Origin of the sequence: Streptomyces sp. NPDC051940, from assembly GCF_040680895.1 — a bacterium.
Taxonomy (GTDB): domain Bacteria; phylum Actinomycetota; class Actinomycetes; order Streptomycetales; family Streptomycetaceae; genus Streptomyces.
Genome location: NZ_JBFAXR010000013.1, coordinates 59,599 through 84,014, shown reverse-complemented (window position 1 = coordinate 84,014; position 24,416 = coordinate 59,599). Strand labels below are relative to the sequence as shown.

Annotated in this window: 16 protein-coding genes; 9 read left to right on the top strand and 7 right to left on the bottom strand. The window is 71.9% G+C overall.

The window, feature by feature from the left end:
- The first annotated feature begins 90 nt into the window (after positions 1 to 90).
- Positions 91 to 5,331, top strand: coding sequence for a fibronectin type III domain-containing protein (locus AB0M28_RS08555; protein ID WP_365399833.1), 5,241 nt, complete (start codon positions 91 to 93; stop codon positions 5,329 to 5,331).
- Here the strand turns inward: AB0M28_RS08555 and AB0M28_RS08550 are convergent.
- A complete protein-coding gene (locus AB0M28_RS08550; protein WP_365399830.1) occupies positions 5,328 to 6,011 on the bottom strand; it encodes a TetR/AcrR family transcriptional regulator in 684 nt (227 codons plus the stop codon). The two genes, AB0M28_RS08555 and AB0M28_RS08550, sit on opposite strands and share 4 nt — an antisense overlap.
- A gap of 235 nt (positions 6,012 to 6,246) precedes the next feature.
- Between AB0M28_RS08550 and AB0M28_RS08545 the strand changes: the two genes are divergently transcribed.
- The 4 genes from AB0M28_RS08545 to AB0M28_RS08530 all read left to right on the top strand — a co-directional run bounded on the left by AB0M28_RS08545 (position 6,247) and on the right by AB0M28_RS08530 (position 10,251).
- A complete protein-coding gene (locus tag AB0M28_RS08545; RefSeq protein ID WP_365399827.1) occupies positions 6,247 to 7,227 on the top strand; it encodes a tetratricopeptide repeat protein in 981 nt (326 codons plus the stop codon).
- A 490-nt stretch (positions 7,228 to 7,717) separates the two neighbouring features.
- Positions 7,718 to 8,353, top strand: a complete 636-nt coding sequence (locus tag AB0M28_RS08540) for a DUF6230 family protein (protein WP_365399824.1) — start codon at positions 7,718 to 7,720, stop codon at positions 8,351 to 8,353.
- Between the two features lie 94 nt (positions 8,354 to 8,447).
- A complete protein-coding gene (locus tag AB0M28_RS08535; RefSeq protein WP_365399821.1) occupies positions 8,448 to 9,068 on the top strand; it encodes a DUF6114 domain-containing protein in 621 nt (206 codons plus the stop codon).
- Positions 9,058 to 10,251, top strand: coding sequence for a hypothetical protein (locus tag AB0M28_RS08530; RefSeq protein ID WP_365399818.1), 1,194 nt, complete (start codon positions 9,058 to 9,060; stop codon positions 10,249 to 10,251). Before AB0M28_RS08535 ends, AB0M28_RS08530 begins: the two co-directional genes overlap by 11 nt.
- Before the next feature lie 85 nt (positions 10,252 to 10,336).
- Here the strand turns inward: AB0M28_RS08530 and AB0M28_RS08525 are convergent, their stop codons facing one another.
- The gene (locus tag AB0M28_RS08525; RefSeq protein WP_365399815.1) at positions 10,337 to 11,362 is read right to left on the bottom strand and encodes a 6-phosphofructokinase; all 1,026 of its coding nucleotides are present in this window, start codon (positions 11,360 to 11,362) and stop codon (positions 10,337 to 10,339) included.
- Positions 11,363 to 11,872: 510 nt separating this feature from the next.
- Between AB0M28_RS08525 and pta the strand changes: the two genes are divergently transcribed.
- From pta to pyk, 3 genes are read left to right on the top strand one after another with little or no spacing between them, the layout of a single operon-like run.
- Positions 11,873 to 13,993 carry a phosphate acetyltransferase gene (pta, locus tag AB0M28_RS08520; RefSeq protein ID WP_365399812.1) on the top strand — a complete coding sequence of 707 codons (2,121 nt, stop codon included), beginning with the start codon at positions 11,873 to 11,875 and terminating at the stop codon, positions 13,991 to 13,993.
- A gap of 37 nt (positions 13,994 to 14,030) precedes the next feature.
- The gene (locus AB0M28_RS08515; protein WP_365399809.1) at positions 14,031 to 15,185 is read left to right on the top strand and encodes an acetate kinase; all 1,155 of its coding nucleotides are present in this window, start codon (positions 14,031 to 14,033) and stop codon (positions 15,183 to 15,185) included.
- Between the two features lie 51 nt (positions 15,186 to 15,236).
- Positions 15,237 to 16,664: a pyruvate kinase gene (gene pyk / locus AB0M28_RS08510; protein ID WP_365399806.1), complete on the top strand. Its 1,428-nt coding sequence runs from the start codon at positions 15,237 to 15,239 to the stop codon at positions 16,662 to 16,664.
- A 74-nt stretch (positions 16,665 to 16,738) separates the two neighbouring features.
- On the opposite strand, the gene AB0M28_RS08505 is transcribed toward pyk, so the two are convergent.
- The 5 genes from AB0M28_RS08505 to AB0M28_RS08485 all read right to left on the bottom strand — a co-directional run bounded on the left by AB0M28_RS08505 (position 16,739) and on the right by AB0M28_RS08485 (position 22,493).
- Positions 16,739 to 17,584 carry a carbohydrate ABC transporter permease gene (locus tag AB0M28_RS08505; protein ID WP_365399803.1) on the bottom strand — a complete coding sequence of 282 codons (846 nt, stop codon included), beginning with the start codon at positions 17,582 to 17,584 and terminating at the stop codon, positions 16,739 to 16,741.
- Positions 17,585 to 18,439 (bottom strand): sugar ABC transporter permease, encoded by an 855-nt coding sequence (locus tag AB0M28_RS08500; protein WP_365399913.1) that lies wholly within the window; start codon positions 18,437 to 18,439, stop codon positions 17,585 to 17,587.
- Positions 18,440 to 18,519: 80 nt separating this feature from the next.
- A complete protein-coding gene (locus AB0M28_RS08495; RefSeq protein ID WP_365399910.1) occupies positions 18,520 to 19,884 on the bottom strand; it encodes an extracellular solute-binding protein in 1,365 nt (454 codons plus the stop codon).
- A 183-nt stretch (positions 19,885 to 20,067) separates the two neighbouring features.
- Positions 20,068 to 20,787, bottom strand: coding sequence for a response regulator (locus AB0M28_RS08490; protein WP_365399801.1), 720 nt, complete (start codon positions 20,785 to 20,787; stop codon positions 20,068 to 20,070).
- The gene (locus tag AB0M28_RS08485; RefSeq protein WP_365399799.1) at positions 20,784 to 22,493 is read right to left on the bottom strand and encodes a sensor histidine kinase; all 1,710 of its coding nucleotides are present in this window, start codon (positions 22,491 to 22,493) and stop codon (positions 20,784 to 20,786) included. The genes AB0M28_RS08490 and AB0M28_RS08485 overlap by 4 nt, the downstream gene beginning before the upstream one ends.
- Before the next feature lie 119 nt (positions 22,494 to 22,612).
- Here AB0M28_RS08485 and AB0M28_RS08480 point away from each other — a divergent pair, with 119 nt between their 5' ends.
- Positions 22,613 to 24,025: a cation:dicarboxylase symporter family transporter gene (locus AB0M28_RS08480; RefSeq protein ID WP_365399796.1), complete on the top strand. Its 1,413-nt coding sequence runs from the start codon at positions 22,613 to 22,615 to the stop codon at positions 24,023 to 24,025.
- Positions 24,026 to 24,416 lie beyond the last annotated feature (391 nt).

Here is a 24,416-nt window from a genome sequence, read left to right as displayed (position 1 = left end):
GGCCGCGGGCAGACCGGGCGGCCCGCCCCCGGACCCGTACGGCCCCCACCGCCCCGTACAACCGGCCTTGGAGAACGAGGACCTGCCCCCATGAGACGCCTGCCCCTGGGCGCGTGCGCCGCCCTGCTCGCCTTAGTCCTGCTGCCGCTCCAGAACGCCGCCGCGGCGGCCCCCGACCAGCCCCACCGGGCCGCGGCCGCCACCGCGGAACCGGACGCGAAGACGGACCCGTCGCCGAAACCCGGCCCCTCCGCGAAACCCGGCCCCACGCCGGAGAAGGACCCCGTCGGCAAGGAGTCCCGCGCCCCGCAGGGCGGCCGACCGGTGCTGCGCCCGGCCGCCGGACAGTACGTCACCCTCCCCGGCACCCCCCTGCTGGCCCGCACCCTCACCGCCGGGGAGACGGCGGTGACCTCCGCCGCCGGACTGACCGGACTGCCCGCGCCGGCCGAGGTGCAGGCACTGGCCGTGAGCGTGCGGGTGACCGCCCCCGGCGGCGCGGGCACCCTCGAACTCGGCGCCCCGGGACGGACGTTGACGCAGACCGCGCCGCTGGTCCGGGGGCGCGACTCGGTGACGTACGAGATCGTCCGCCCCGCCGCCGACGGGCGGATCGCCGTGCGCGCCTCCGCCTCCGCCCGCGTCGAGCTGCGGCTGCGCGGCTACTACACCTCCGCCCGGACCCGTACACCGGGCGGCACCTTCGTCTCGCAGCCCGCGACGACGCTGCTCGACGGCCGCACCCTGACCGCGGGCAAGGCGGCCGAGGTCCGGCTGAAGGACCTCGGCACGCTGCCCGACCCCGACGAGATCGCCGCCGTGGCCGTCAGCCTCGACGTCCGCGCGGCCAAGGACGCCGGCTGTGTGAGCGCCCGCGGCGCGGGCGGGCCGTCCCTGTGCTTCGCGCCGGGGGAGCGGACCACCGCCTTCGACACCCTGGCCGTCGCGCGCGGCGGCAGGCTCGCCCTCACCGCCGACGCCGGTGCCTCGCTGACCGTCCGGCTGCGCGGCTACTACCTGCGCCCCACCTCCCCGCGGGCCGGGTCCGTCTTCCACGCCCTCACCCCCCGGACGGTGCTGCGCTCCCGGACCGGGAGCGCCGAGTCCGGCCCCCTCGCACCGGGTTCGGTCCGCCCCGAGGACGTCCAGGCGTACGCCGTCCACACCACGGCCGACGGCGCCGCCCGCGCGGGCTGCGTCACCGCGCGCCCGCCCGCGGGCGTCAGGGCGCGGACCGCCCCGGCGGCCTGCTTCGGCGCCCGGGAGTCCGCCGCCGGGCTCGATCTCGTACCGCCCTCCGCGGCCGGCGGCATCGCGGTGTCCGCCTCCGCGCAGGCCGCGGTCGACGTCGGCGCGCGCGGGTACTTCCGTAAGGCAGCCGCCCCCGGCAGGGCCACCAAGGTCCGCGCCGAGGCCGGACCCGGGCAGGCCACCGTGAGCTGGCGGCCGCCCGCGTCGGACGGCGGCGCCGCCGTCACCGGGTACGTCGTCACCGCCTCGCCCGGCGGGGTGCGGGCGCGGACCACCGGCGCGACCAGCGCCGTCGTCACCGGGCTGAAGAACGGCACGCGCTACACCTTCACCGTGACGGCCGCCAACGAGACGGGTACCGGCGCGCGTTCCGCCAAGTCCGGGTCCGTCACCCCGCTGGCGACGGCCCGGCCCACCGCGGCCCTTGCCGGCACCGAGTCGACGGCCTCGCTGACGGTCGACGGTCCCGCCGTCGCGCAGACGACCACCGCGAGCGGTGAGGCGTCCGTCTTCACCTTCACCGGCCAGTCCGGCAGCCGCATCATGGTCACGGCCATGACCGTCTCGGCCCTCGAATCCGCCTCGGTCGTCCTGCGGGACCCCGCCGGGAACACGCTCGCCTCCCGCCCGTACCTCTTCTACACCTACGAGGCGTCCGAGCTGCTCGGCCCGCTCACCCTGACCGCCACCGGCACGTACACCCTCACCATCACGCCCGAGGCCGGACTGGCCACGTACAAGGCGAAGGTGGCCACCGTGCCCGCCGACGTCAGCACCACCGCCACCGTCGGCGGCGCGCCCGCCCAGGTGCAGATCAGCGCCCCCGGCCAGGTCGGCCGCGTCACCTTCAACGGCACCGCCGGCACCCGGCTGTTCACCCGCTACACCGTCTCCGGCACCTCCGGAGCGTGGGGCGAGTGCCTCGGCGGGCAGCTGCTCGACCCGTCGGGCGCGATCCTCAGCACCGGCTCCTGCGTGGAGTCGGGCAGCGGCTACATCGGCACGGTGACCCTGGCCCAGTCCGGCACGTACACCGTGCTCGTCAACGCGCAGGAGGCCGCCACCGGCACCCTCGCCCTCAGCCTGCTGACCGTGCCGGGGGACAAGACGGTGAGCGCGGCGCTCGACGGTGGCACGTACGCCACGACCGTCACCTACGGCCAGTCGGTCCGCTTCACCTTCTCCGCACAGGCCGGCCAGCAGGCCCGGCTGGAGTCGTCGCTGGCCGCAGGCGCGTCCGGCACCAGCTCCTACATCCTGGACTCCGTCGGCAACTGGCTCGGCTACGGCGGCGACTTCACGGTCCCCGCCACCGGTACGTACACCTATCTGGTGACCCCCACGGGCGACGGCGCGGGCACGGTGGAGGCCGTCCTCGGCCTGCGCCCCGCTCCGGTCACGCTCAGCACGACCGTCGGCGGACCCGAGGTGACCCTCACCACCACGGCCCGCTGGCAGCAGGGCAGCGTCACCTTCGCCGGCACGGCGGGGCAGCGGATCACCGTCACCTGCGTCCCCACCGACCCGGACGGACCGGCCGTCGACTTCACGCTGTACGACCCCGACGGCTACTGGAGCGACTCGGGCAGCTGCGAGCCCGGCACCCCGGCGATGCTGCCCGGTGTCGAGCTCTCCGACACCGGCACCCACACCCTGCGGATGAGCGTCGACAGCGACGACGGCACCGGCGGCGCGAAGCTGCGCGTCCTCGCGGTGCCGAACCCCGCCACCGCGACCGCCGCCGTCGACGGGTCGGCGGCGTCGGCGACCACCACCGTGCCCGGCCAGTACGCCGAGTTCAGCTTCAGCGGCACCGCGGGACAGCTGATGTACGTCGCCTGCACCAGCACCGCCCGCGGCGACCAGCGGATCTACGGCCCCACCGGCGCGGCGGTCGGCAGCTCGCGCAGCTGCGGCGACGGGCCGAGCCTCGGCACGGTCACGCTGCCCTCGACCGGCACGTACAAGGTGCGCTTCAGCTCCCCCTACTACGGCGAGACCGGCACCGTCACCGTCCAGCTGCACTCCGTTCCCGCCCCCGCCACCGCGACGGCGCAGGTGGACGGACCGGCGGCGCCCGTGACGATCACCGCCCCCGGCCAGACCGGGACCGTCACCTTCGCCGGCACCGCCGGACAGCGGCTCTACATCGCCTGCACGCAGGACATCCCCCGCACCAACTGGGGCTGGACCGACTACTACCTCTTCGACCCGGCGGGCAACCAGCTCAACTACAGCGCCGAGGAGTGCATGTCCAACGGCGCCCTCTTCGACACGGTGACGACCGCCACCACGGGCACCTACACCCTGCGCGTCTACCCCTCCGCCGCCTCGACCGGTACGGCGGCCCTGCGCCTGTACGCCGTGCCGTCGGACGTCACGGCGACCGCGGCCATCGGCGGCGGCGCCACCGTCCTGGCCACCGTCAAGCCCGGCCAGGAGGGCACCCTCTCCTTCAACGCGGCCATCGGCGACCGCATCCACGTCACCTGCACGCAGAAGATGACGGGCAACACCGCGGGCGACTACGTGATGTACGAGCTGTACGACCCGATCGGCAACGCGACCACCGACTTCATGAACTCCGCCAGCATCTGCAACCAGCCCCTCAACCCCTACCAGCTGACCATCGCGCCCACGCTCTTCGACACCCAGACGCTGGAGTCGACGGGCACCTACCAGATCAGGATCGACCCCTCGGCCCTCGTCACGGTCAGCACGACGATCACGATCTACCGGGTGCCGCCGGACATCCTCAAGACGGCCACCCCGGGCGGTCCGGACGTCTCCGTCACCACCACCGCCGTCGGCCAGTCCGGCTGGGTGACCTTCGACGGCACGGCCGGCCAGCGGCTCTTCGTCACCTGCAGCCACACCATGCTCAACGCGGCCGGCAAGCTCCCGCTGTACGTGCTCAACGGCCCCGGCGGCGCCTTCGACTACGCGGCGACGCCCGGCTACTGCGACCGCAAGCCCGTGCTGTTCGACACGCTCACGCTGGAGAAGACGGGCACGTACAAGCTGTGGCTCAAACCCCGGGCGCTGATGACGGGCACCATGACCGTCCGGCTCTACTCACCGCCGCCGGACGCCACCGCCACCGCCGCCATCGGGGGCCAGCCGGTCACGCTCACCACCACCGCCACCGGCCAGAAGGCGCGCTTCACCTTCTCCGGCAGCGCCGGGCAGCGGCTGTACGTGAGCTGTGCGCAGACCCTGCAGAACAACGCCGGACTCAACCCGACGTACCAGCTGCGGGACGCCGGGGGCACGGTGATCACCGTCGGCGACTGCGCGTCGCCGCCGCTGCTCTTCGACACCCAGACGCTGCCGGCCACCGGCACGTACACCATCCATGTCAGCCCGCCGGGCATCGCCACCGGCACCTTCACCGTACGGCTGTACTCCCCGCCGCCCGACGTGTCGGCCACGGCGTCCGTCGGCGGTCCCGAGGTCGGCGTCACGACGACCGCGCCCGGCCAGAAGGCGAGCGTCACCTTCACCGGGAGCGCCGGACAGCGGATCTACGTCAGCTGCGCCGAGACGCTCACGGACCGGCCGGAGGACGGCTTCGTCAACTACGTGCTCTCCGATCCGGACGGCAACCAGGTGCAGTTCGGGCTCTGCTTCGCGCCGCCGACGATGTTCGACACGACCGCGCTGCCCGCGGACGGGACGTACACGATCTCCGTCGCGCCGCCGGGCGTCTCCTACGGCACGCTCAGGATGCGGCTGTACGCGGTGCCCGACGACGTCTTCGCGGACGCCGCCGTGGACGGGCCCGAGGTGTCCTTCGCGACCACCGCGATCGGCCAGGACGCGTACGTCGCCTTCTCCGGCACCGCCGGGCAGCGGATCTCGGCGACCTGCTCGCAGACGGTCACCGACCTGGGCGACGGTTACGTGGACTATCTGCTGCTCGCCCCCTCCGGGGCGCTGGTCGCCTTCGGCGACTGCGGCAGCCCGCCCACCCTGTTCGACCCCGTGGACCTGCCGGAGACCGGGACGTACCTGCTGGCCGTCCTGCCGCCGGGGGTCGCGACCGGGTCCTTCAAGGTGAGGGTGGTGAGCGCTACCTAGGTCCGGTCCGCCGGGCCCGCTCCCAGTCCGGCCGCCACCAGGGCGGCCAGCGAGCGGGCCCAGGCCGGGTCCACGTCCTCGCAGCTCACCAGGGTGCGGTGGACGACCGTGCCGGCCACCACGTCGAAGATCAGGTCCGCCTGGCGGGCCGCCTCGGCCGGATCCTCGTCCGGGGCGAGCTCGCCGCGGCGGCGGGCGCGGGCGCGGCCCTGCAGCACCAGGCGCTTCTGCCGGTCCACGATCGCCCGGCGGATGCGCGTGCGCAGCTCGTCGTCGTGCGTGGCCTCGACGACCACCGCCATCAGCGCGGTGCGCACCTCGGGGCGCTCCAGCAGCGCGGCGAACTGCAGCACCACCCCGGCGATGTCCGCGTCCAGGCTGCCCCCGTCGGCGGGCAGCTCCAGCTCGTCGAAGAGCTCCGCCAGCGCGTCCACGACCAGCTCGTTCTTCCCGGGCCAGCGGCGGTACAGGGTGGTCTTGGCGACGCCGGCCCGGGCCGCGACGTCCCCCAGCGTCAGCCTGCTCCAGCCCAGCTCGACCAGGGCCGCCCGGGTCGCCCCGAGGATCGCGCGGTCGGCGGCGGCACTGCGCGGGCGGCCGGTGCGGCGGGCGGCGGCGCCCGGGTCCTGCGGTGTTCCCGGCCCCGGGTCCGTACCGGCGGCCGATGTGCTGCGGCTCATGCCGCGGACCCTACCCCGGAGTAGCGCGAATGAGTTACGCTACGACCCGTAGCGAAACCGAGCGACAACCGCACGCTGCTGGGTGGGGACCCGGCTGAGCTATGAAAGCACCGCATTCCGGTGCGAACAGGGCGTAGCACGTGAAACAGCCGCAAACCGGCCGCCGCCGGGCCGAGTTCCCCGCAACCATCGGGGGCAGGGCCCGGCAGGCCCGGACATCGGGGAGGATGGACGTATGCAGCCACGCAATATGTCCATGAGCGGCGCCGTCGACCTCGCCGCGGTGAAGGCGGCCGCCGAGGCCAAGGAGAAGGCGGAGCAGGCCCGCGCGGAACGCGAGCGGCAGCAGGCCGCCGGCGGCGCGCCGGCGCCGGCCGTCCCGCTGGTCGTCGACGTCGACGAGGCGACCTTCCAGCAGGAGGTCATGCAGCGCTCCACCGAGGTGCCCGTCGTCATCGACTTCTGGGCCGAGTGGTGCCAGCCCTGCAAGCAGCTCAGCCCGGTGCTGGAGCGGCTGACCGAGGAGTACGCGGGCCGTTTCGTGCTGGCGAAGATCGACGTCGACGCCAACCAGATGGTCTTCCAGGCGTTCAGCCAGCAGCTCGGCATCCAGGGCATCCCGGCGATCGTCGCGATCGTGGCGGGCCAGCCCGTACCGCTGTTCACCGGTGTCACGCCCGAGCCGCAGATCCGCCAGGTCCTGGACCAGCTGATCGAGGTCGCCGAGCAGCAGTTCGGGATCGTCGGCCTGCCGGCCGGGGACGGCGCCGCCCCCGCCGAGCGCGAGGTCCCGGCCGGTCCGTACGACGGTCCGCTGACCGCCGCCGCCGAGGCGCTGGACCGCGGCGATCTGGGCGGTGCCGTCCAGGCGTACGAGAACGTGCTGGCGGAGGACCCGGGCAACACCGAGGCCAAGCTGGGCCTGGCCCAGGCGCTGCTGCTGCGCCGGGTGGAGGGTCTGGACGCGCAGGCGGTGCGCAAGGCCGCGGCCGACGACCGGTCCGATGTCGAGGCGCAGCTGAGGGCCGCCGACCTGGACCTGGTGGGCGGTCACGTCGAGGACGCCTTCGGCCGGCTCGTGGACACCGTGGCGCGCACCGCCGGGGACGACCGGCAGGCCGCCCGGGTGCGGCTGCTGGAGCTGTTCGAGGTGATCGGCGGGGACGACCCGCGCGTGGTCAAGGCGCGGATGGCGCTGTCCCGCGTGCTCTTCTGAGCTGTTCTGAAGTGATAACACAGGCATAACGGCGGCCGTGACTTTGCCAAATCTTGACAAAGGCGGCCGCCGTTACTGACGGTGAGTATCACAACAGCGATTGTCGGATTTTGCCCCACCTTGCCCGGTGGATTTGTCGTCATCTTCCGCGACTCTGCGTACCTGCCCTCCTTCTCTTCGACGGTAAGTCGACACGAGGGCGTTACTCGCAAGTAACGAACCTCTTGTGCACCCCCCGAGAGATGCACCAAGCTCGCCTGAGCTCGGTCCCCCGACCACGGTCCGGCATCCGGCCGCGGCCGCAGAGAAGGGGAACCCCACCGAGCGGACAGGGGGGTCGCTGCCAACGGGCGGCGCCTGTCCGAAATGGGCCGTACGCGACGTACGGCCGGCGGTTGTCGCTCGGGAGTTGATCGCCGGTGCTGGGGCGGAATTTGCCCGCGCCGGCCTGCGGCGCTCTCCTTCCCGTACGTCCGAGAAGGAGGAACGTATGGAGTCCCAGGTGCGTGGTGGGACCAGATGGAAGCGCTTTGCCGTGGTCATGGTTCCGTCTGTAGCCGCCACCGCGGCGATAGGCGTCGCCCTGGCGCAGGGGGCCCTCGCGGCTTCCTTCGCGGTCTCCGGCCAGGAGTTCAAGGTCACCGCCGGTAAGCTCGAGGGCTTCGGCATGGTGCAGTACGGTGCCGTGGACTCGGGCACCGACCTGGCGGGCAACGAGGGACAGCACCACCCGGTGGCGGTGTCCGGCTTCAACCGGGCGCTCATCACCGACATGTGCCAGTCCGTCGTGACGCCGATCCCGGGTCTCGGGAAGGTCACGCTGCGGCTGGAGGCCGGCGGCAGCGGCACCAAGGTCGACGCTCGCAAGATCTACATCGACTCCTCGGCGCTCGACGCCGACGCCGTGTTCACCAACATCAACATCGGTGTCGCGGCCAACCACAGCAGCAAGGGTCCCGGTATCGCTACCGGCGACGCCGCGCTGCCCGGCGGCTTCGCGCAGGAGGCCGAGAAGGCCGTCCTGACGGACGTCAAGCAGACCGCGTGGGCCACCTCCGCGGGCACCTTCAAGCTCAGCGGCCTGAAGCTGCGTCTGCACATGGGTGACGACAAGCAGTGCTACTGAGCCGTCAAGGCTGAAGAGGGGCGGGACGCCCGGCGTCCCGCCCCTCCCCCCACCACCTCTGATTTGTACTGCCGTACCAGGGAGCTGTTTTTCCATGAGCGTCGAGCCATCCCTCCAGGACGAGCACTGGCTGCGTCACTGGCGGCGCCGGTTCCGGACCTGGCGCGGCACCCGGCCGTTCTGGGCGGGTCTCTTCACCATCCTCGGCGGAGTCCCGATCGGGTATCTGCCGTACCACAACCTGCAGATGGGCACCCTGACCGTACGGATGGCCACCACCGCCGGAGCCGGCGCGCTGATCATCGGCGTCCTGCTGGTGACCCTCGGCCTGACCATGTGGTACCACTCCATCGTCCGGGTCTTCGCCGGTGTGGCCGCCGTGGTGCTGGCCCTGGTGTCGATTCCGGTCTCCAACTTCGGCGGCCTCATCATCGGCTTCATGCTCGCGATGGTCGGCGGCGCACTGGCCATCGCCTGGGCGCCGGGGACCACGCCCGCCGGTGAGCCGGCCGGCCCCGAGGGCTCCCACGGCACGGACCCGGACGAGGCCGAGTACGTCTCCGGCCAGGAACTGCTGCCGGGCGCGGCCCCGTACACCCCCGAGCCCGCCGCGTCCGAGCCGCAGGCCGAGGAGCCCGGCCCGGAGGACGCCGGCCGCAGCAGCGCGACCATCTCCGTGACCAAGGCGCCCAGTGGGGGATCGTATGCGCAGTGAGCAGCCCGTCTCCGACGAGCAGATGCCGCTGCGGCGCACGGGTCCGCGGCACGCGGCGCCCCGCAAGTCCCTCCTGTCCAAGTACAAGCTGCAGGCGGGCAAGGCGGCCGCGCTGGCGTCGATGCCCACGGCCGTCCTGCTGGGGCTGACGCTCAGCCCCCGGCCGGCCGTCGCCGACGACAACCCGGTCAACCCGTACGCCCCCGGCCCGTGCGTGACGCAGCCCGACGTACAGCCGGAGGAGGAGCAGACGGCGAAGCCGGAGGAGACCGCGAAGCCGGACGCCTCGCCGTCCCCGTCGGCCAGCGCCTCGCCCGACCCGACATCGTCGCCGACAGCGCAGACGCAGACGGCCCCGGACTCCGACGGCACGGCGAGCCCGTCGCCGAGCCCCACGCAGAGCGAGACGACGAACCCGCTCGACCCGCTGGGCATAGGCGACGCGATCGGCGACCTGCTCTCCGCGCCGGACGACACGGCGCAGACGACGGAGACGACGACCACCACGGAGACCGAGGCGCCCGCCGCCTCGGACCCGTCCACCTCCGACAGCACCTCGCCGTCGGCCTCGACCGAGGACGAGATCCGCGAGGCGGCCGAGAAGGCCGGCGTGGAGGTCAAGGAGGTGGAGAAGACCGCGGAGACGAAGACCGCCGAGTCCGGCTCCGACTCCACCACGGGCGAGGACGGCAAGGAGCGCTTCCCGTGCCCGGAGAGGGACGCGCAGGCGCTCGCCGACGCGGACGTCGAGCCGGGCATCCCGCTGCTGCCGAACGAGCCGTGGACGCTGAAGACCACGCGCCTGGACCTGCACGGCCTGAAGTACGAGGGCATCGTGAAGGTCAAGACGCAGGACGGCACCATCAAGCCGGTCCTGAAGTTCACGGCCGCGAAGGGCGTCGAGATCAAGGACCTGCACCAGATCGTGCAGGGCCCGGGGGAGAGGACCACCCACGTCCGTACGGACGAGGGCTCCACGTCCACGATGACGGACGGCGTCGTGACGATGTACACCGAGTCGCTGACGGGCCTGCTGTTCGGGGTCATCCCGATCCAGTTCAGCCCGGGCTTCCCGCCGCCGGTGCAGATCGAAGAGGTGTTCTTCACGCACGCCACGGTCAAGCAGGCGGGCCAGTTCGGCGGCACGCTGACGCTGCACGGGATGGACCAGACGATCGAGTAGTACGCGGGGCCCCGAACCTCCGGGAGCCGCGAGGGGCGCCACCCTGGACGGGGTGGCGCCCCTCTGCGCTGTGGTCCTGTGGGGCTCAGAAGACGGACTCGGCCTCGTCCATCCGGTTCCCCGGCACGGTCTTCAGCTCGGTGACCGCTTGGGCGAGCGGGGCCATCACGATGTCCGTGCCGCGCAGCGCGGTCATCATGCCGAAGTCGCCGCGGTGCACGGCCTCCACCGCGTGCCAACCGAAGCGGGTCGCGAGTACGCGGTCGTACGCCGTGGGGACGCCGCCGCGCTGGACGTGGCCGAGGATGACCGGCTTGGCCTCCTTGCCGAGGCGCTTCTCCAGCTCCCCGGCGAGCCGGTTGCCGATGCCCAGGAAGCGCTCGTGGCCGTACTGGTCGATCTCGCCCTTCTTGTACTCCATCTGCCCCTCGGCGGGGTGGGCGCCCTCGGCGACGCAGACCACGGCGAACTTCTTGCCGCGGGAGAAGCGCTCCTCCACCATCCTGCAGATCGCGTCCACGGAGAACGGGCGCTCCGGCAGGCAGATTCCGTGCGCGCCGCCGGCCATGCCCGACTCGAGCGCGATCCACCCGGCGTGCCGCCCCATCACCTCGACGACCATCACGCGCTGGTGCGACTCGGCGGTCGTCTTCAGCCGGTCGATGGCCTCGGTGGCGACGCCGACGGCGGTGTCGAAGCCGAAGGTGCGGTCGGTGGCGGAGATGTCGTTGTCGATGGTCTTGGGCACGCCCACGACGGGCAGCCCGGCGTCCGCGAGCATGCTGGAGGCGGTGAGGGTGCCCTCGCCGCCGATGGGGATCAGGGCGTCCAGGCCCAGCTCGCGGCTGAGGTCCTCGGTCTCCTCGCAGGCCTGGCGCAGCCGGGCGCGCTCCAGCCGGGAGGAGCCGAGGATGGTGCCGCCGCGCGCCAGGATGCCGCTGACGGCGTTGAGGTCGAGCTTGCGGTAGCGGCCTTCCAGCAGGCCCTTGAAGCCGTCCTCGAATCCGATGACCTCGTCGCCGTGCCCGGCAAGGGCGCGGTGCACCACCGACCTGATGACCGCGTTCAGGCCGGGGCAGTCGCCGCCCGCGGTGAGCACTCCGATGCGCATGGTTCTCCCGGGTTCCTGGTCGGTTTGCGTCGATTGGTGCGATTGTGTGCGCGGAATCGATTCTTTCACGCCCGGCTTGCGTAACGCTTGTCGCCTCACGCCGGCGGCTGGGTGCCGCGCCTCCGGCCGGGTCCTCGAACGCCTCCGCGGGCAGGTCGCCTCACGCCGGCTGACGCGGGTCGGCGCTGCGCGCCTCGTCCTCAAACGCCGGACGGGCTGGATCGGCGCGGGTCACGCTGAAGGGGGCTGGTGGCGCCCGGCGTAACCCGCCCACCGGACCCCCGTCCACCGGACCCCCACCCACCGGACCCCCACCCACCGGACCCCCACCCACGGCACCCCCACCCACGGCACCCCCACCTACGGCACCCCCACCCACCCGGCTCCGACCCCACCCCGCACCCCGACCCACCCCACCCAGCGCGCGACGCGCATCCCCCCGAAGGTATGGTCAGACCGCGGATACTGCCGCACACCGCGCGTAACGCTACGTAACGGAGACGTCAGAACGTGACTCGCAGCGTCTATGTCACCGGCGTCGGCCGCGGCGACGGCCGCCAGGTGATCGAGCTCGGCATGATGGAGCTGCTCACGAGGCAGGTCGACCGCGTCGGCGTGTTCCGGCCGCTGGCCCACGACGGCACGGACCCGGTGTTCGACCTGCTGCGCGCGCGGTACCGGCTGGGCCAGCCGCCCGGCTCCGTGCTGGGCATGGGCTACGCGGAGGCGTCCGCCGTACAGGCCGAGCACGGGAGCGACGAGCTCGTCTCGAGGCTCGTGCAGCGCTACCACGACATCGCCGCCGACTACGAGGCCGTCCTCGTCCTGGGCACCGACTACGCCGACACCAACATCCCCGCCGAACTCGCCCTCAACGCGAGGCTCGCGAACGAGTGCGGCGCCGTCGTCATCCCCGTCGTCAGCGGCAGCGGCCAGGAGGCCGACACCGTCGTCGCCGAGGTCCGCAACGCCCACCACGCGTACACGTCGCTGGGCTGCGACGTACTGGCGATGGTCGCGAACCGCGTCGACGACGCCCACGCGCAGCAGGCCGCGCGCGAACTCGGCGGTCATCTGCCGGTGCCCGTCTACGTCCTGCCCGAGGACCCCGCGCTGTCCGCCCCCACCGTCTCCCAGGTCAAGGCCGCCCTCGGCGCCGAGGTGCTGATGGGCGACGCCTCGGGTCTGGCCCGCGACGTGCGGGACTACGTCTTCGGCGGCGCGATGCTCCCCGCGTTCCTGCCCGCCCTGAAGCCCGGCGCGCTCGTGATCACGCCCGGCGACCGGGCCGACCTGCTGATCGGCGCCCTGGCCGCGCACTCCGCGGGCTCGCCCGCGATCGCCGGCGTGCTGCTCACCCTTGGGTTGCGGCCGGGCGAGGAGACCATGGCGCTGGCGGCCCGGCTCGCGCCGGGGACGCCGCTGCTCGCCGTCCCGGGCGGGTCCTTCCCCACCGCCGCGGAGCTGGTCGCCCTGGAGGGCAAGCTCACCGCCGCCACCCCGCGCAAGGCGGACATCGCGTTGGGGCTCTTCGAGTCGCACGTGGACGGCGCGCAGCTCACCAGCAGGCTGAGCGTGGCGCCCACCGGCCGCGTCACCCCGATGATGTTCGAGCACATGCTGATCGAGCGCGCGCAGTCCGACCGTCGGCACGTGGTGCTGCCGGAGGGGACGGAGGAGCGCGTGCTGCGCGCGGCGGAGGTGATCCTGCGGCGCAACGTCTGCGATCTGACGCTGCTCGGCGACGAGGCGGCCGTCCGCAAGGCCGTCGCGGAGCTCGGGATCGGCCTGCGGCTGCTGGCCGCGGGCGAGCAGCCCGAAGACCCGGCCGTCGCGCACGCCCGCGTGATCGACCCCGCGACCTCGCCGCTGCGCGACTCCTTCGCCGAGGTGTACGCCAAGTACCGCGCGCACAAGGGCGTCTCCGTCGAGCTGGCCCACGACGTGGTGGCCGACGTGAACTACTTCGGCACCCTGATGGTGCAGGAGGGCCTGGCGGACGCCATGGTCTCCGGTTCGGTGCACTCGACGGCCGCGACCATCCGCCCCGCGTTCGAGGTGATCAAGACCGCTCCCGGCGCGTCGATCGTCTCGTCCGTCTTCTTCATGTGCCTGGCCGACAAGGTCCTCGTGTACGGCGACTGCGCCATCAACCCGGACCCGGACGCGGAGCAGCTCGCCGACATCGCGATCCAGTCGGCGGCGACGGCCGCCAAGTTCGGCGTCCAGCCGCGGGTGGCCATGCTGTCGTACTCCACGGGCACGTCCGGTACGGGAGCGGACGTGGACAAGGTGCGCGCGGCGACGGAGATCGTCAGGAGCCGGCGCCCCGATCTGCTGATCGAGGGGCCGATCCAGTACGACGCCGCCGTCGACCCGACCGTGGCCGCCGCCAAGGCACCCGGCTCCCCGGTCGCCGGCCAGGCGACGGTGCTCGTCTTCCCCGACCTCAACACCGGCAACAACACCTACAAGGCCGTCCAGCGCTCCGCCGGCGCGATCGCCGTCGGCCCGGTGCTGCAGGGCCTGAACAAGCCGGTCAACGACCTCTCGCGCGGGGCGCTCGTACAGGACATCGTCAACACCGTGGCCATCACGGCCATCCAGGCGCAGGGAGAGCAGAGCCCATGACGATCCAGGCGCACGGAGAGCAAGGAGACCGGACCCCATGACCGCGACCCGGGTCCTGGTCCTCAACTCGGGGTCCTCGTCCCTGAAGTACCAACTCATCGACATGGCGACACACAACCGCCTGGCCCAGGGCATCGTGGAGCGGATCGGCGAGGGCGAGGTCGCCGACCACACCGAGGCGCTGCGCATCGTCTCCGCCGAGCTGGCCGCCGCCGGGCACGGGCTGGACGACCCCCGGCTGGCGGTGATCGGCCACCGCGCCGTGCACGGCGGCACCCGGTTCACCGAGCCCACCCTCATCGACGACGAGGTCGTCGCCGAGATGCAGAAGCTCGTCCCGCTGGCCCCGCTGCACAACCCGGCGAACATCACCGGCATCGAGGTGGCCCGCGCGCTGCGCCCCGACCTGCCGCAGGTCGCCGTCTTCGACACGGCCTTCCACGCCACGATCCCGGAGGCGGCGGCCCGCTACGCGATCGACGCGGCCACCGCCGACCGCTTCCAGATCCGCCGCTACGGCTTCCACGGCACCTCCCACGCGTACGTCTCGCGCGCCACCGCCGCGCTGCTGGGCCGGGCGCCCGAGGAGGTGAACGTGATCGTGCTGCACCTCGGCAACGGCGCCAGCGCCTCCGCCGTCGAGCAGGGTCGCTGTGTCGATACGTCGATGGGGCTCACCCCGCTCGAAGGGCTGGTGATGGGCACCCGCAGCGGCGATGTCGACCCCGCCGTGATCTTCCATCTGGCCCGTACGGGCGGTATGGGCATCGACGAGATCGACGGCCTGCTGAACAAGCGCAGCGGCCTTGTCGGGTTGTGCGGCGACAACGACATGCGCGAGATCGGCCGCCGGATCGGCGAGGGCGACGCCTCCGCCCGCCTCGCCTTCGACGTGTACTGCCACCGGATCCGCAAGTACGTCGGCGCCTTCACCGCCGTCCTCGGCGAGGTCGACGCGATCGCCTTCACCGCCGGGGTCGGGGAGAACTCCGCCGCCGTCCGGGAGGCGTCGATGCGGGGGCTGGGCGCCCTCGGCATCGAGCTGGACCCGGTACGCAACGCCCTGCGCAGCACGGCCGCCCGGGTCATCTCCGCCGACGACAGCCGGGTGGCCGTGGCCGTCGTACCCACCGACGAGGAGCTGGAGATCGCCACCCAGGCGTACTCTCTGCTGGGCGGCAGGACATCGTGAAGAGAGAACCCAGTAAATTCCCCATCGAAACAAACCGATAGGATCGTCGTCATGCGCCGAGCCAAAATCGTCTGCACCCTGGGTCCCGCCGTCGACTCCTACGAACAGCTGAAGTCGCTGGTCGAGGCGGGCATGAACGTCGCCCGTTTCAACTTCAGCCACGGCAGCCACGCCGAGCACGAGGAGCGCTACGCGCGCGTCCGCAAGGCGTCGGAGGAGACCGGGAAGCCCATCGGCGTCCTCGCCGACCTGCAGGGCCCCAAGATCCGCCTGGAGACCTTCGCCGAGGGGCCGGTCGAACTCGAGCGCGGCGACGAGTTCACCATCACCACCGAGGACGTCCCCGGCGACAAGACCATCTGCGGCACCACCTACAAGGGTCTGCCGGGCGACTGCTCGCCCGGCGAGCGGATCCTGATCAACGACGGCGCCGTGGCCCTGGAGGTCACCGAGGTGGCCGGGCCCGAGGTCCGCTGCATCGTGATCGAGGGCGGCGTGATCTCCGACCACAAGGGCATCAACCTGCCCGGCGTCGCGGTGAACGTCCCCGCCCTGTCCGAGAAGGACATCGAGGACCTCAGGTTCGCCCTGCGGATGGGCGCCGACATGGTGGCCCTGTCCTTCGTCCGCGACGCGAGCGACGTACGCGACGTGCACCGGGTGATGGACGAGGTGGGCCGCCGGGTCCCCGTCATCGCCAAGGTGGAGAAGCCGCAGGCCGTGGAGAACATGGAGGAGGTCGTCCTGGCCTTCGACGCCGTCATGGTCGCCCGCGGCGACCTCGCGGTGGAGTATCCGCTGGAGAAGGTCCCGGTGGTGCAGAAGCGCCTGGTGGAGATGTGCCGGCGCAACGCCAAGCCGGTGATCGTCGCGACCCAGATGATGGAGTCGATGATCAACTCCTCGCGGCCGACCCGCGCCGAGGCCTCCGACGTCGCCAACGCCATCCTCGACGGCGCCGACGCGGTGATGCTCTCCGCCGAGTCCTCGGTCGGCAAGTACCCGATCGAGACCGTGAAGACCATGTCGCGGATCGTCGAGGCCGCCGAGGGCGAGCTGCTCTCGCGCGGTCTGCAGCCGCTGGTGCCGGGCAAGAAGCCGCGCACCCAGGGCGGCTCCGTGGCCCGTGCCGCCTGCGAGATCGCGGACTTCCTGGACGCCAAGACCCTGGTCGCGTTCACCAAGTCCGGCGACACCGCCCGCCGGCTCTCCCGCTACCGGGCCTCCCAGCCGATCCTCGCGTTCACCACGGACGCCTCCACCCGCAACCAGCTCACCCTCAGCTGGGGCGTCGAGCCGATCCAGGTGCGGTACGTCGAGAACACCGACGCGATGGTCGACCTGGTGGACGCCGAGCTGCTGCGCCTCGAGCGCTACAACCGCGGCGACGTCATGATCATCACGGCCGGCTCCCCGCCCGGTGTCCCCGGCACCACCAACATGGTCCGGGTCCACCACCTGGGCGGCGAGCAGGGCTGACGCCCGGTACACACCTCAGGGGCACCCCATCGGCGAAGGGGTGCCCCTGACGCGTGACGGCGACCGGCCGCGCCTCACCCCTTGACCGCGCCGCCCAGCGCGAAGCCGCCGCCGAGACGGCGGGCGATCAGGACGTACAGCAGCACCGCCGGCGTGGAGTAGATGATGGAGAACGCCGCCAGCTGCCCGTACACCACCGAGCCCGTGTTGCCGAAGAACTCGAAGATCGAGACGGACGCGGGGAACTGGTCCGGGGTCAGCAGCAGCATGAAGGGGACGAAGAAGTTCCCCCACATCATGATGAACGAGAAGATCGTCACGACCACGACGCCCGGCCCCATCAGCGGCAGGATCACCCGCACCAGCGCCTGCATCGAGGACGCCCCGTCCGTCCAGGCCGCCTCCTCCAGCACCTTCGGCACGCCGTCCATGAAGTTCTTCATCAGCCAGATGGCGAAGGGCAGCTGGGCCGCGGCCATGAACAGCGCCGTGCCCCACATCGTGTCGATCAGATTGATCTGTACGAACAGGCCGTACACCGGCACCATGATCGCGGTGATCGGCAGGCTGGTGGTGAACAGGATCGTCAGCATGAACGGACGGTTCAGCCGGGACGGGAAGCGCGACAGCGGATACGCCGCGAGCGCCGCGCACACCACCGTCACCAGCGTCGCCCCGCCGCACAGCAGCAGGCTGTTGAGCAGCGGGGTGAAGGTCATCTCGGGGGTGAGCACCTGGTCGAAGTTGTCCCAGGTGTACGCGTCGGGCAGCTTCACCGTCAGCCCGGCGTCGGTGTCGAGACTCGACAGCACCAGCCACAGCAGCGGCAGCGCGAACGCCAGCGACGCGACGAGCAGTCCGGCGTCGGCGGCCAGCCGGCGGGAGTGGCGTCGCGCCCGGTTCGTCAGCAGCGAGGACACTCACACCTCCGTGCGCAGCATGCGCAGATAGACCAGCGAGAACAGCGCGCCCACCAGCAACAGCAGCAGGGCCACCGCCGTGCCGTAGCCGATCAGGTTGTTCTTGAACGCCTGCTCGTACATGAACAGCGGCAGGGTCTGGCTGCGGTCGCCCGGCCCGCCGCGGGTCATCGCCCAGATCAGGCCGAAGACCGACAGCGTCTGCAGGGTGTTGAGCATCAGGTTGGTGCCGATGGAGCGGCGGATCATCGGCAGCGTGACATGCCAGACCCGGCGCCAGCCGCCCGCGCCGTCCACCTCGGCGGCCTCGGTGATCTCCTTGGGGATCTCGGAGAGCGCGGCCGAGTAGACCAGCATCGAGAACGCGGTGCCGCGCCAGATGTTGGCGAACGACACCGCCAGGATCGGCCAGGTGAACAGCCAGTTCTGGGTGGGCAGATGGAGCCAGTCGAGGATCTCGTTGAGCGACCCGTCGCGGCGGAAGTAGGCGTACAGCAGGAAACCCGCCACCACCTCCGGCACCACCCAGGCGGTGATCACGATCGCGCCGGTGACGGTGCGGACGGCCTTCGACGCCCGCAGCATCAGGCCCGCCAGCGCCAGGCCCAGGGTGTTCTGGCCGGCGATGGAGGAGATCAGGGTGAACACCAGGGTCAGATAGACGGCGTTGGTGAAACCGTCGTCGGAGAAGGCCCTGCGGAAGTTCTCAAGGCCCACGAAGGACGACTCCGCCTGGCCGCTGAGCTGCAGGTCCGTGAAGGCGATATAGACGCAGTACGCGATCGGGCCGGCCAGGAAGAGCAGCAGCAGGGCGAGCGAGGGGCCGACCGGCAGCCCGCGCACCAGGGCACGCAGGACCCGGTTCGGCGGCCGCGCCGGCCCGGCCCGCCCGGGCGCCGCCGCGAGGGCGGCACCCGGGGTGGTGGTGGGTGCGGTCACTTCTGGACGACCTCGCCCTTGCTGATCGAGTCCAGTTGTTCGTCGTACGCCTTGGCGGCGTCGTCCACCGAGGAGTCACCGGTGGTGACCACCTCCATCGCCTCCTGGATGGCGGTGGAGACCTGCGGGTAGACGGGCAGCGCGGGGCGGTAGTGGGTGGCGGCCACCAGGTCGGTGAAGAACTGGATGCCCGGCACGTAGCCCTGGTAGTCCGGGTCGCTCGCCACGTCCTCGCGTACGGCGATCTGGCCGTTGGCGATGGTCAGCCGGGTGCAGTTCTTCTGCGACTGGGCGACCTTCATGAACTCGAAGGCCAGGTCCTTGTTGCCGGCGTTGGCCGGGATGGCCCAGGTCCAGCCGCCGGACATCGAGACGCGGCCGGGGGCCTGGCCGTTCTGGGTGGGCATGGCCGTCTGGCCGAGGACGTCCGTCCACTCGGGCCACGGCTTGGCGCCGGTCTCCTGCCAGTTGTTCGACATCCAGGAGCCGTCGAGGTTGATGGCCAGCTTGTTCTCCGGCAGCCACTCGGTGGCGACCTTGGTGCCGACGTTCGGGTCGAGGGCGTCCTGCGGGTCGGGGCCCAGCTTCTCCTTGTAGACCGTCTCGACGAACTGCAGCGCGTCCTTGAAGCCCTGGCTGCCGGCCACCCACTTCTTGGCACTCTCGTCGTACAGGGTGTCCTCGGTGCCGTACAGCAGCATCTCGAAGCCCTGCATGCTGGCGGCCTCGCCGACCGCCTTGCCGGTGTAGACGTTCATCGGGATGACGTCCGGCAGCTTCTCCTTGATCGTGCGGGCGGCGCCCAGCACCTCGTCCCAGGTCTTCGGCTGCCACTCCTCCGGCAGGCCCGCCTGCTTGAACAGCTCCTTGTTGTACCAGAGTCCGCGGGTGTCGGTGCCGTCCGGTACGCCGTAGACCTTGCCGTCCTGGCCCTGGGCGGCGGTCTTCGCCGTGTCGATGTACTTGTCCCAGTCGGCCCAGTCCTTGAGGTAGTCGTCCAGCGGGGTGAGCAGTCCGGCGGTGATGTCGGAGTTGATCAGGAAGGTGTCCTCGTAGACCAGGTCCGGGGCGGTCTTCTTGGACCTGATCATCTGCTGGACCTTGGTGTAGTACTGCTCGTCCGGGACCTTGAGGGGGATCAGCTCGACCTTCTTGTCCGGGAACTTGGCCTCGAACTCCTTCTTCACCGACTCGAGTTCACGGTCGAAGATCTTGTTCTTGGCGTCGGTGGAGCGCTTGTACTGGATCTTGACCGTGTTCTGGTCGTCGCCGGAGTCGCTGCCGCAGGCGCTGAGGGCGGTGGCGGCGAGCACGGCGGTCAGGAGCAGGGGGAGGGGGCGTAGCGAGGGGCGCACGGGCAGGACCTCCTGAGGCGGCTCGGGTCGGGGGGAGACGTGGCTCGGCTCTGGGACTGCGCTGGATCTCTTACGGATCAGGGGTGGCGCGCTTTGAGATGTCGGTGACCGTAAGCGCGTGCTAATGACCGGTCAATAGGGTGTGCCGACATTGATGACAACGTTGTAGTTGCCCGCGAGGGGCGGCTGTTACGCCTGTTCCGGCGCGCTGGTGCCCGCCGTCGCGGCCGGGAGGTGCCGCCGCCAGCGGTAGCGCAGCTCCGGGCGGCCCACCTGGCCGTACCGCGGGGCGCGCTCGGCGCGGCCGGTCTCGACCAGGTGCTCCAGATAACGCCGGGCCGTGATCCGGGAGATGCCCAGCTCCGCGGCCGCGGCGGACGCGGTCAGACCCTCGTCGTCCGCGTCGCGCAGGGCGGTGGTCACCGCGCTGAGCGTGGGCGCGCTCAGGCCCTTGGGGAGCGCGGCGGGCTGCGGGGCGCGCAGCGCCGACAGGGCGCGGTCGACCTCCTCCTGGCCGCCGGCCTCGCCGCCCGCGGCGGCCCGGAAGTCGAGATAGCGCTCCAGCCGGTCGCGGAGGGTGGCGAACGCGAAGGGCTTCAGTACGTACTGGACGACGCCCAGGGAGACCCCTTCGCGGACCACGGCCAGATCGCGGGCGGACGTCACGGCGATCACGTCGGCGCGGTGGCCGGCGGCGCGCAGCGCGCGGAGCAGCTGGAGGCCGTGGCCGTCGGGGAGGTAGAGGTCGAGGAGGATCAGGTCGACGGGGGTGCGGTCGAGGACGCGGACGGCGTCGGCCCGGGTACGGGCGGTGTCGGCGACCGTGAAGCCCGGGACGCGGTTGACGTACGTCTTGTGGGCGTCGGCGGCTACGGGGTCGTCTTCGACGATCAGCACGGATATGGTCACCGGGTCTCCTGCGGGGTGCGGTCGCGCTGTGCGGGGAGGGGCTGGGGCGGGGCCTGGGGCGGGTCGCCGTCGTACGGCACGGCCGTGTCGTCCCCCGCGGCCGGACGCCCCGCGGGCTCCGGCGTCCCGTCGCGCAGCGGCAGGCGGACCGTGAACTCCGCTCCGCCCGTCGCGGACTCCGTCACCGTGACCGTGCCCGAGGCACGCCGTACCACCTGGTGGACGAGGGCCAGGCCGATACCGTGCCCCTTCCCCGCCTTCGTCGTCCAGCCCCGGGTGAAGATCTCCTCCCGGAGGGACGGGTCCAGGCCGGGCCCCGTGTCCGACACCCGCAGCAGCAGCTCGCCGTCCGCCGCCCGGGCCGTGACCGTCACCCGCGGGGTCTGCGCCCCCTGCGCCGCGTCGATCGCGTTGTCGAGGAGGTTGCCCAGCACGGTGACGAGGTCGCGGCCCGCGAGGGCCGGCGGCACGCCGTCGTCGATCCGGCTGTCGGGATCCAGCACCAGCTCCACGCCGCGCTCGTTCGCCTGCGCCGCCTTGCCCAGTAGCAGCGCCGCCAGCACCGGCTCGCCGACCGCCGCGACCACCTGGTCCGTCAGGGCCTGGGCCAGCTCGAGCTCGTGCGTGGCGAAGTCCACCGCCTCGGCGGAGCGGCCCAGTTCGATGAGGGAGACGACCGTGTGCAGCCGGTTCGCCGCCTCGTGCGCCTGGGAGCGCAGCGCGTCCGCGAAGCCCCGTACGGAGTCCAGCTCGCCCGACAGGGCCTGCAGCTCCGTGTGGTCCCGCAGCGTGACGACCGTGCCGCGGCGCTCGCCGCCGCTCACCGGTGAGGTGTTGACGACCAGGATCCGCTCGGCGGTCAGGTGCAGCTCGTCCACCCGGGGCTCCGCGGCGAGCAGCGCCCCGTTGAGCGGCGGGGGCAGGCCCAGATCGACCACCGGGCGGCCGACGGGATCGCCGGTGAGACCCAGCAGCTCCCGGCCCGCGTCGTTGATCAGCGCGATCCGCCGCTGTCCGTCGAGCAGCAGCAGACCCTCGCGTACGCCGTGCAGGGCGGCCTGGTGGTACGAGTAGAGGCGGCTCAGCTCCGCGGCGTTCATGCCGTGGGTGTGCCGGCGCAGCCGGTCGTTGATGACGTACGTGCCCGCCCCGCACAGCGCCAGGGCCCCCACCGCGACCCACAGCATCGACACGACCTGCCGGCTCACCTCCTCGCTGATCCGCTCCAGCAGGATGCCCGCGCTGACCAGGCCGGTGATCCGGCCGTCCGCGGCCCGTACGGGCGTGACGACCCGCACGGACGGGCCGAGGGTGCCCGTGAACGTCTCACTGAACGTCTCGCCGCGCAGGGCCGGCTCCCGGTGGCCGACGAACTTCTCGCCTATCCGCTCCGGGGTGGGATGGGTGAAGCGGGTGCCGTCCGGAGCCATGATCGTGATGAACGTGACGCGCGCGTCCCGCCGTACGCGCTCGGCGTACGGCTGCAGGACCGCCGACGGGTCGGGACCCGTGAGGGCGTCCGTGACCACGGGTGAGTCCGCGACCGACACCGCCACCGCCCGCGCCTGGGCGGCCGCCGAGCGCTCCGCGCGGCTGCGCTCGCTGACGTACACGAACAGCGAGCAGCCCGCCACGGCGGCGGCTATCAGCACCACCTGCATGGCGAAGAGCTGCCCCGCGAGGCTGCGGGGGCGGGGGACGCGCATGGTAGTCAGTCTGCCTTCCGCGCGATCGATGAACTCAATGAACGTAACAGTGACCCCGCTCACACCGGGATGGATAGTCGCCGGGACATCGAAACCCCTTCGACGACAGGGAGACCGCCGTGTCCGCGCAGCCGTCCGGGACGACGCACGCGCCTGAGCGCAGCAGACGAGACCGTACCCACTATCTCTATCTCGCCGTGATCGGGGCCGTGCTGCTCGGCATCCTCGTCGGCCTCGCCGCCCCCGACACGGCGGTGGAGCTGAAGCCGATCGGCACGGGCTTCGTGAGCCTGATCAAGATGATGATCTCGCCCATCATCTTCTGCACGATCGTGCTCGGCGTCGGCTCCGTCCGCAAGGCCGCCAAGGTCGGCGCGGTCGGCGGGCTGGCGCTCGGCTACTTCATGATCATGTCGACCGTCGCCCTGGCCATCGGCCTGGTCGTCGGCAACCTCCTCGACCCGGGCAGCGGTCTGCACCTCACCGAGGCGACGAAGGACGTCGGCGCGGAGCAGGCCGCCGGGGCGAGCGAGTCGACCGCGGACTTCCTGCTCGGGATCATTCCGACCACGCTGGTCTCGGCGTTCACCGAGGGCGAGGTGCTGCAGACGCTGCTCGTGGCGCTGCTGTGCGGGTTCGCGCTGCAGATGATGGGCTCCGTCGGGGAGCCGGTGCTGCGCGGGGTCGAGCATCTGCAGCGGCTGGTGTTCCGGGTGCTGGCGATGATCATGTGGGCGGCGCCGGTGGGCGCGTTCGGCGCGATCGCGGCGGTGGTCGGGGAGACGGGCGTGGACGCGCTGAAGTCCCTCGCGGTGATCATGCTCGGCTTCTACGCGACGTGCTTCGTCTTCGTCTTCGGTGTGCTGGGCGTGCTGCTGCGCGTGGTCACCGGGATCAACCTGCTGTCGCTGCTGAAGTACCTGGCGCGGGAGTTCCTGCTGATCCTGTCGACCTCGTCGTCCGAGTCGGCGCTGCCGCGGCTCATCGCGAAGATGGAGCACCTCGGGGTGTCCCGTCCGGTCGCGGGCATCACGGTGCCGACGGGGTACTCCTTCAACCTGGACGGTACGGCGATCTATCTGACGATGGCGTCGCTGTTCATCGCCGAGGCGACGGGTGATCCGCTGTCGCTGGGGGAGCAGATCTCGCTGCTGCTGTTCATGATCGTGGCGTCGAAGGGCGCGGCGGGTGTGACGGGAGCGGGGCTGGCGACGCTGGCCGGCGGACTGCAGTCGCACCGGCCGGAGCTGGTCGACGGCGTCGGGCTCATCGTGGGCATCGACCGCTTCATGAGCGAGGCCCGCGCGCTCACCAACTTCGCGGGGAACGCGGTGGCGTGCGTGCTCGTGGGTACGTGGACGAAGGAGATCGATCGGGAGCGGGCGGCGGAGGTGCTGGCCGGGCGGTTGCCGTTCGATGAGCGGACGTTGCTCGATGAGTCCGCGCCGGCGGACCTCTCGAAGGGGGCGGGTGTGCCTCTTCCGGCGCCTGCGCCGGGTGGGGCGGCGTCGGCGGAGCACACCCGGGCCTGACCCGTACCCCCGCCCCGGGTCCGGACCCCGCCCGCCTTCCCCTTCGGGTGGGGCCCGGCCCGTCGCCTCCCGCTGCGGGGGCTCCGCCCCCGGGCCCCCTTTTGCGGGCTGCGCCCGCTTTCGCGCCTGGCGGCGCTCGTCCTCAAACGCCGGACGGGCTGGGTTTGGGGCCTTGGCCCTGTCGCCGGGCGGCCGGCGTCGTCGGAGGTGCGCGCCTCGTCGTCGGGCGCCGGACGGGCTGGGTTTGGGGTCTTCGCCCTGCCGCCGGTCGGTCGGCGTGGTCGGCGGTGCGCGCCTCGTCCTCAAGCGCCGGACGGGCTTCGGGTTGCGTTTGCGTCGGCTGACGCGCATCCGGCCTTCGGCCGGAGTCCTCGAGCGCCGGACGGGCTGC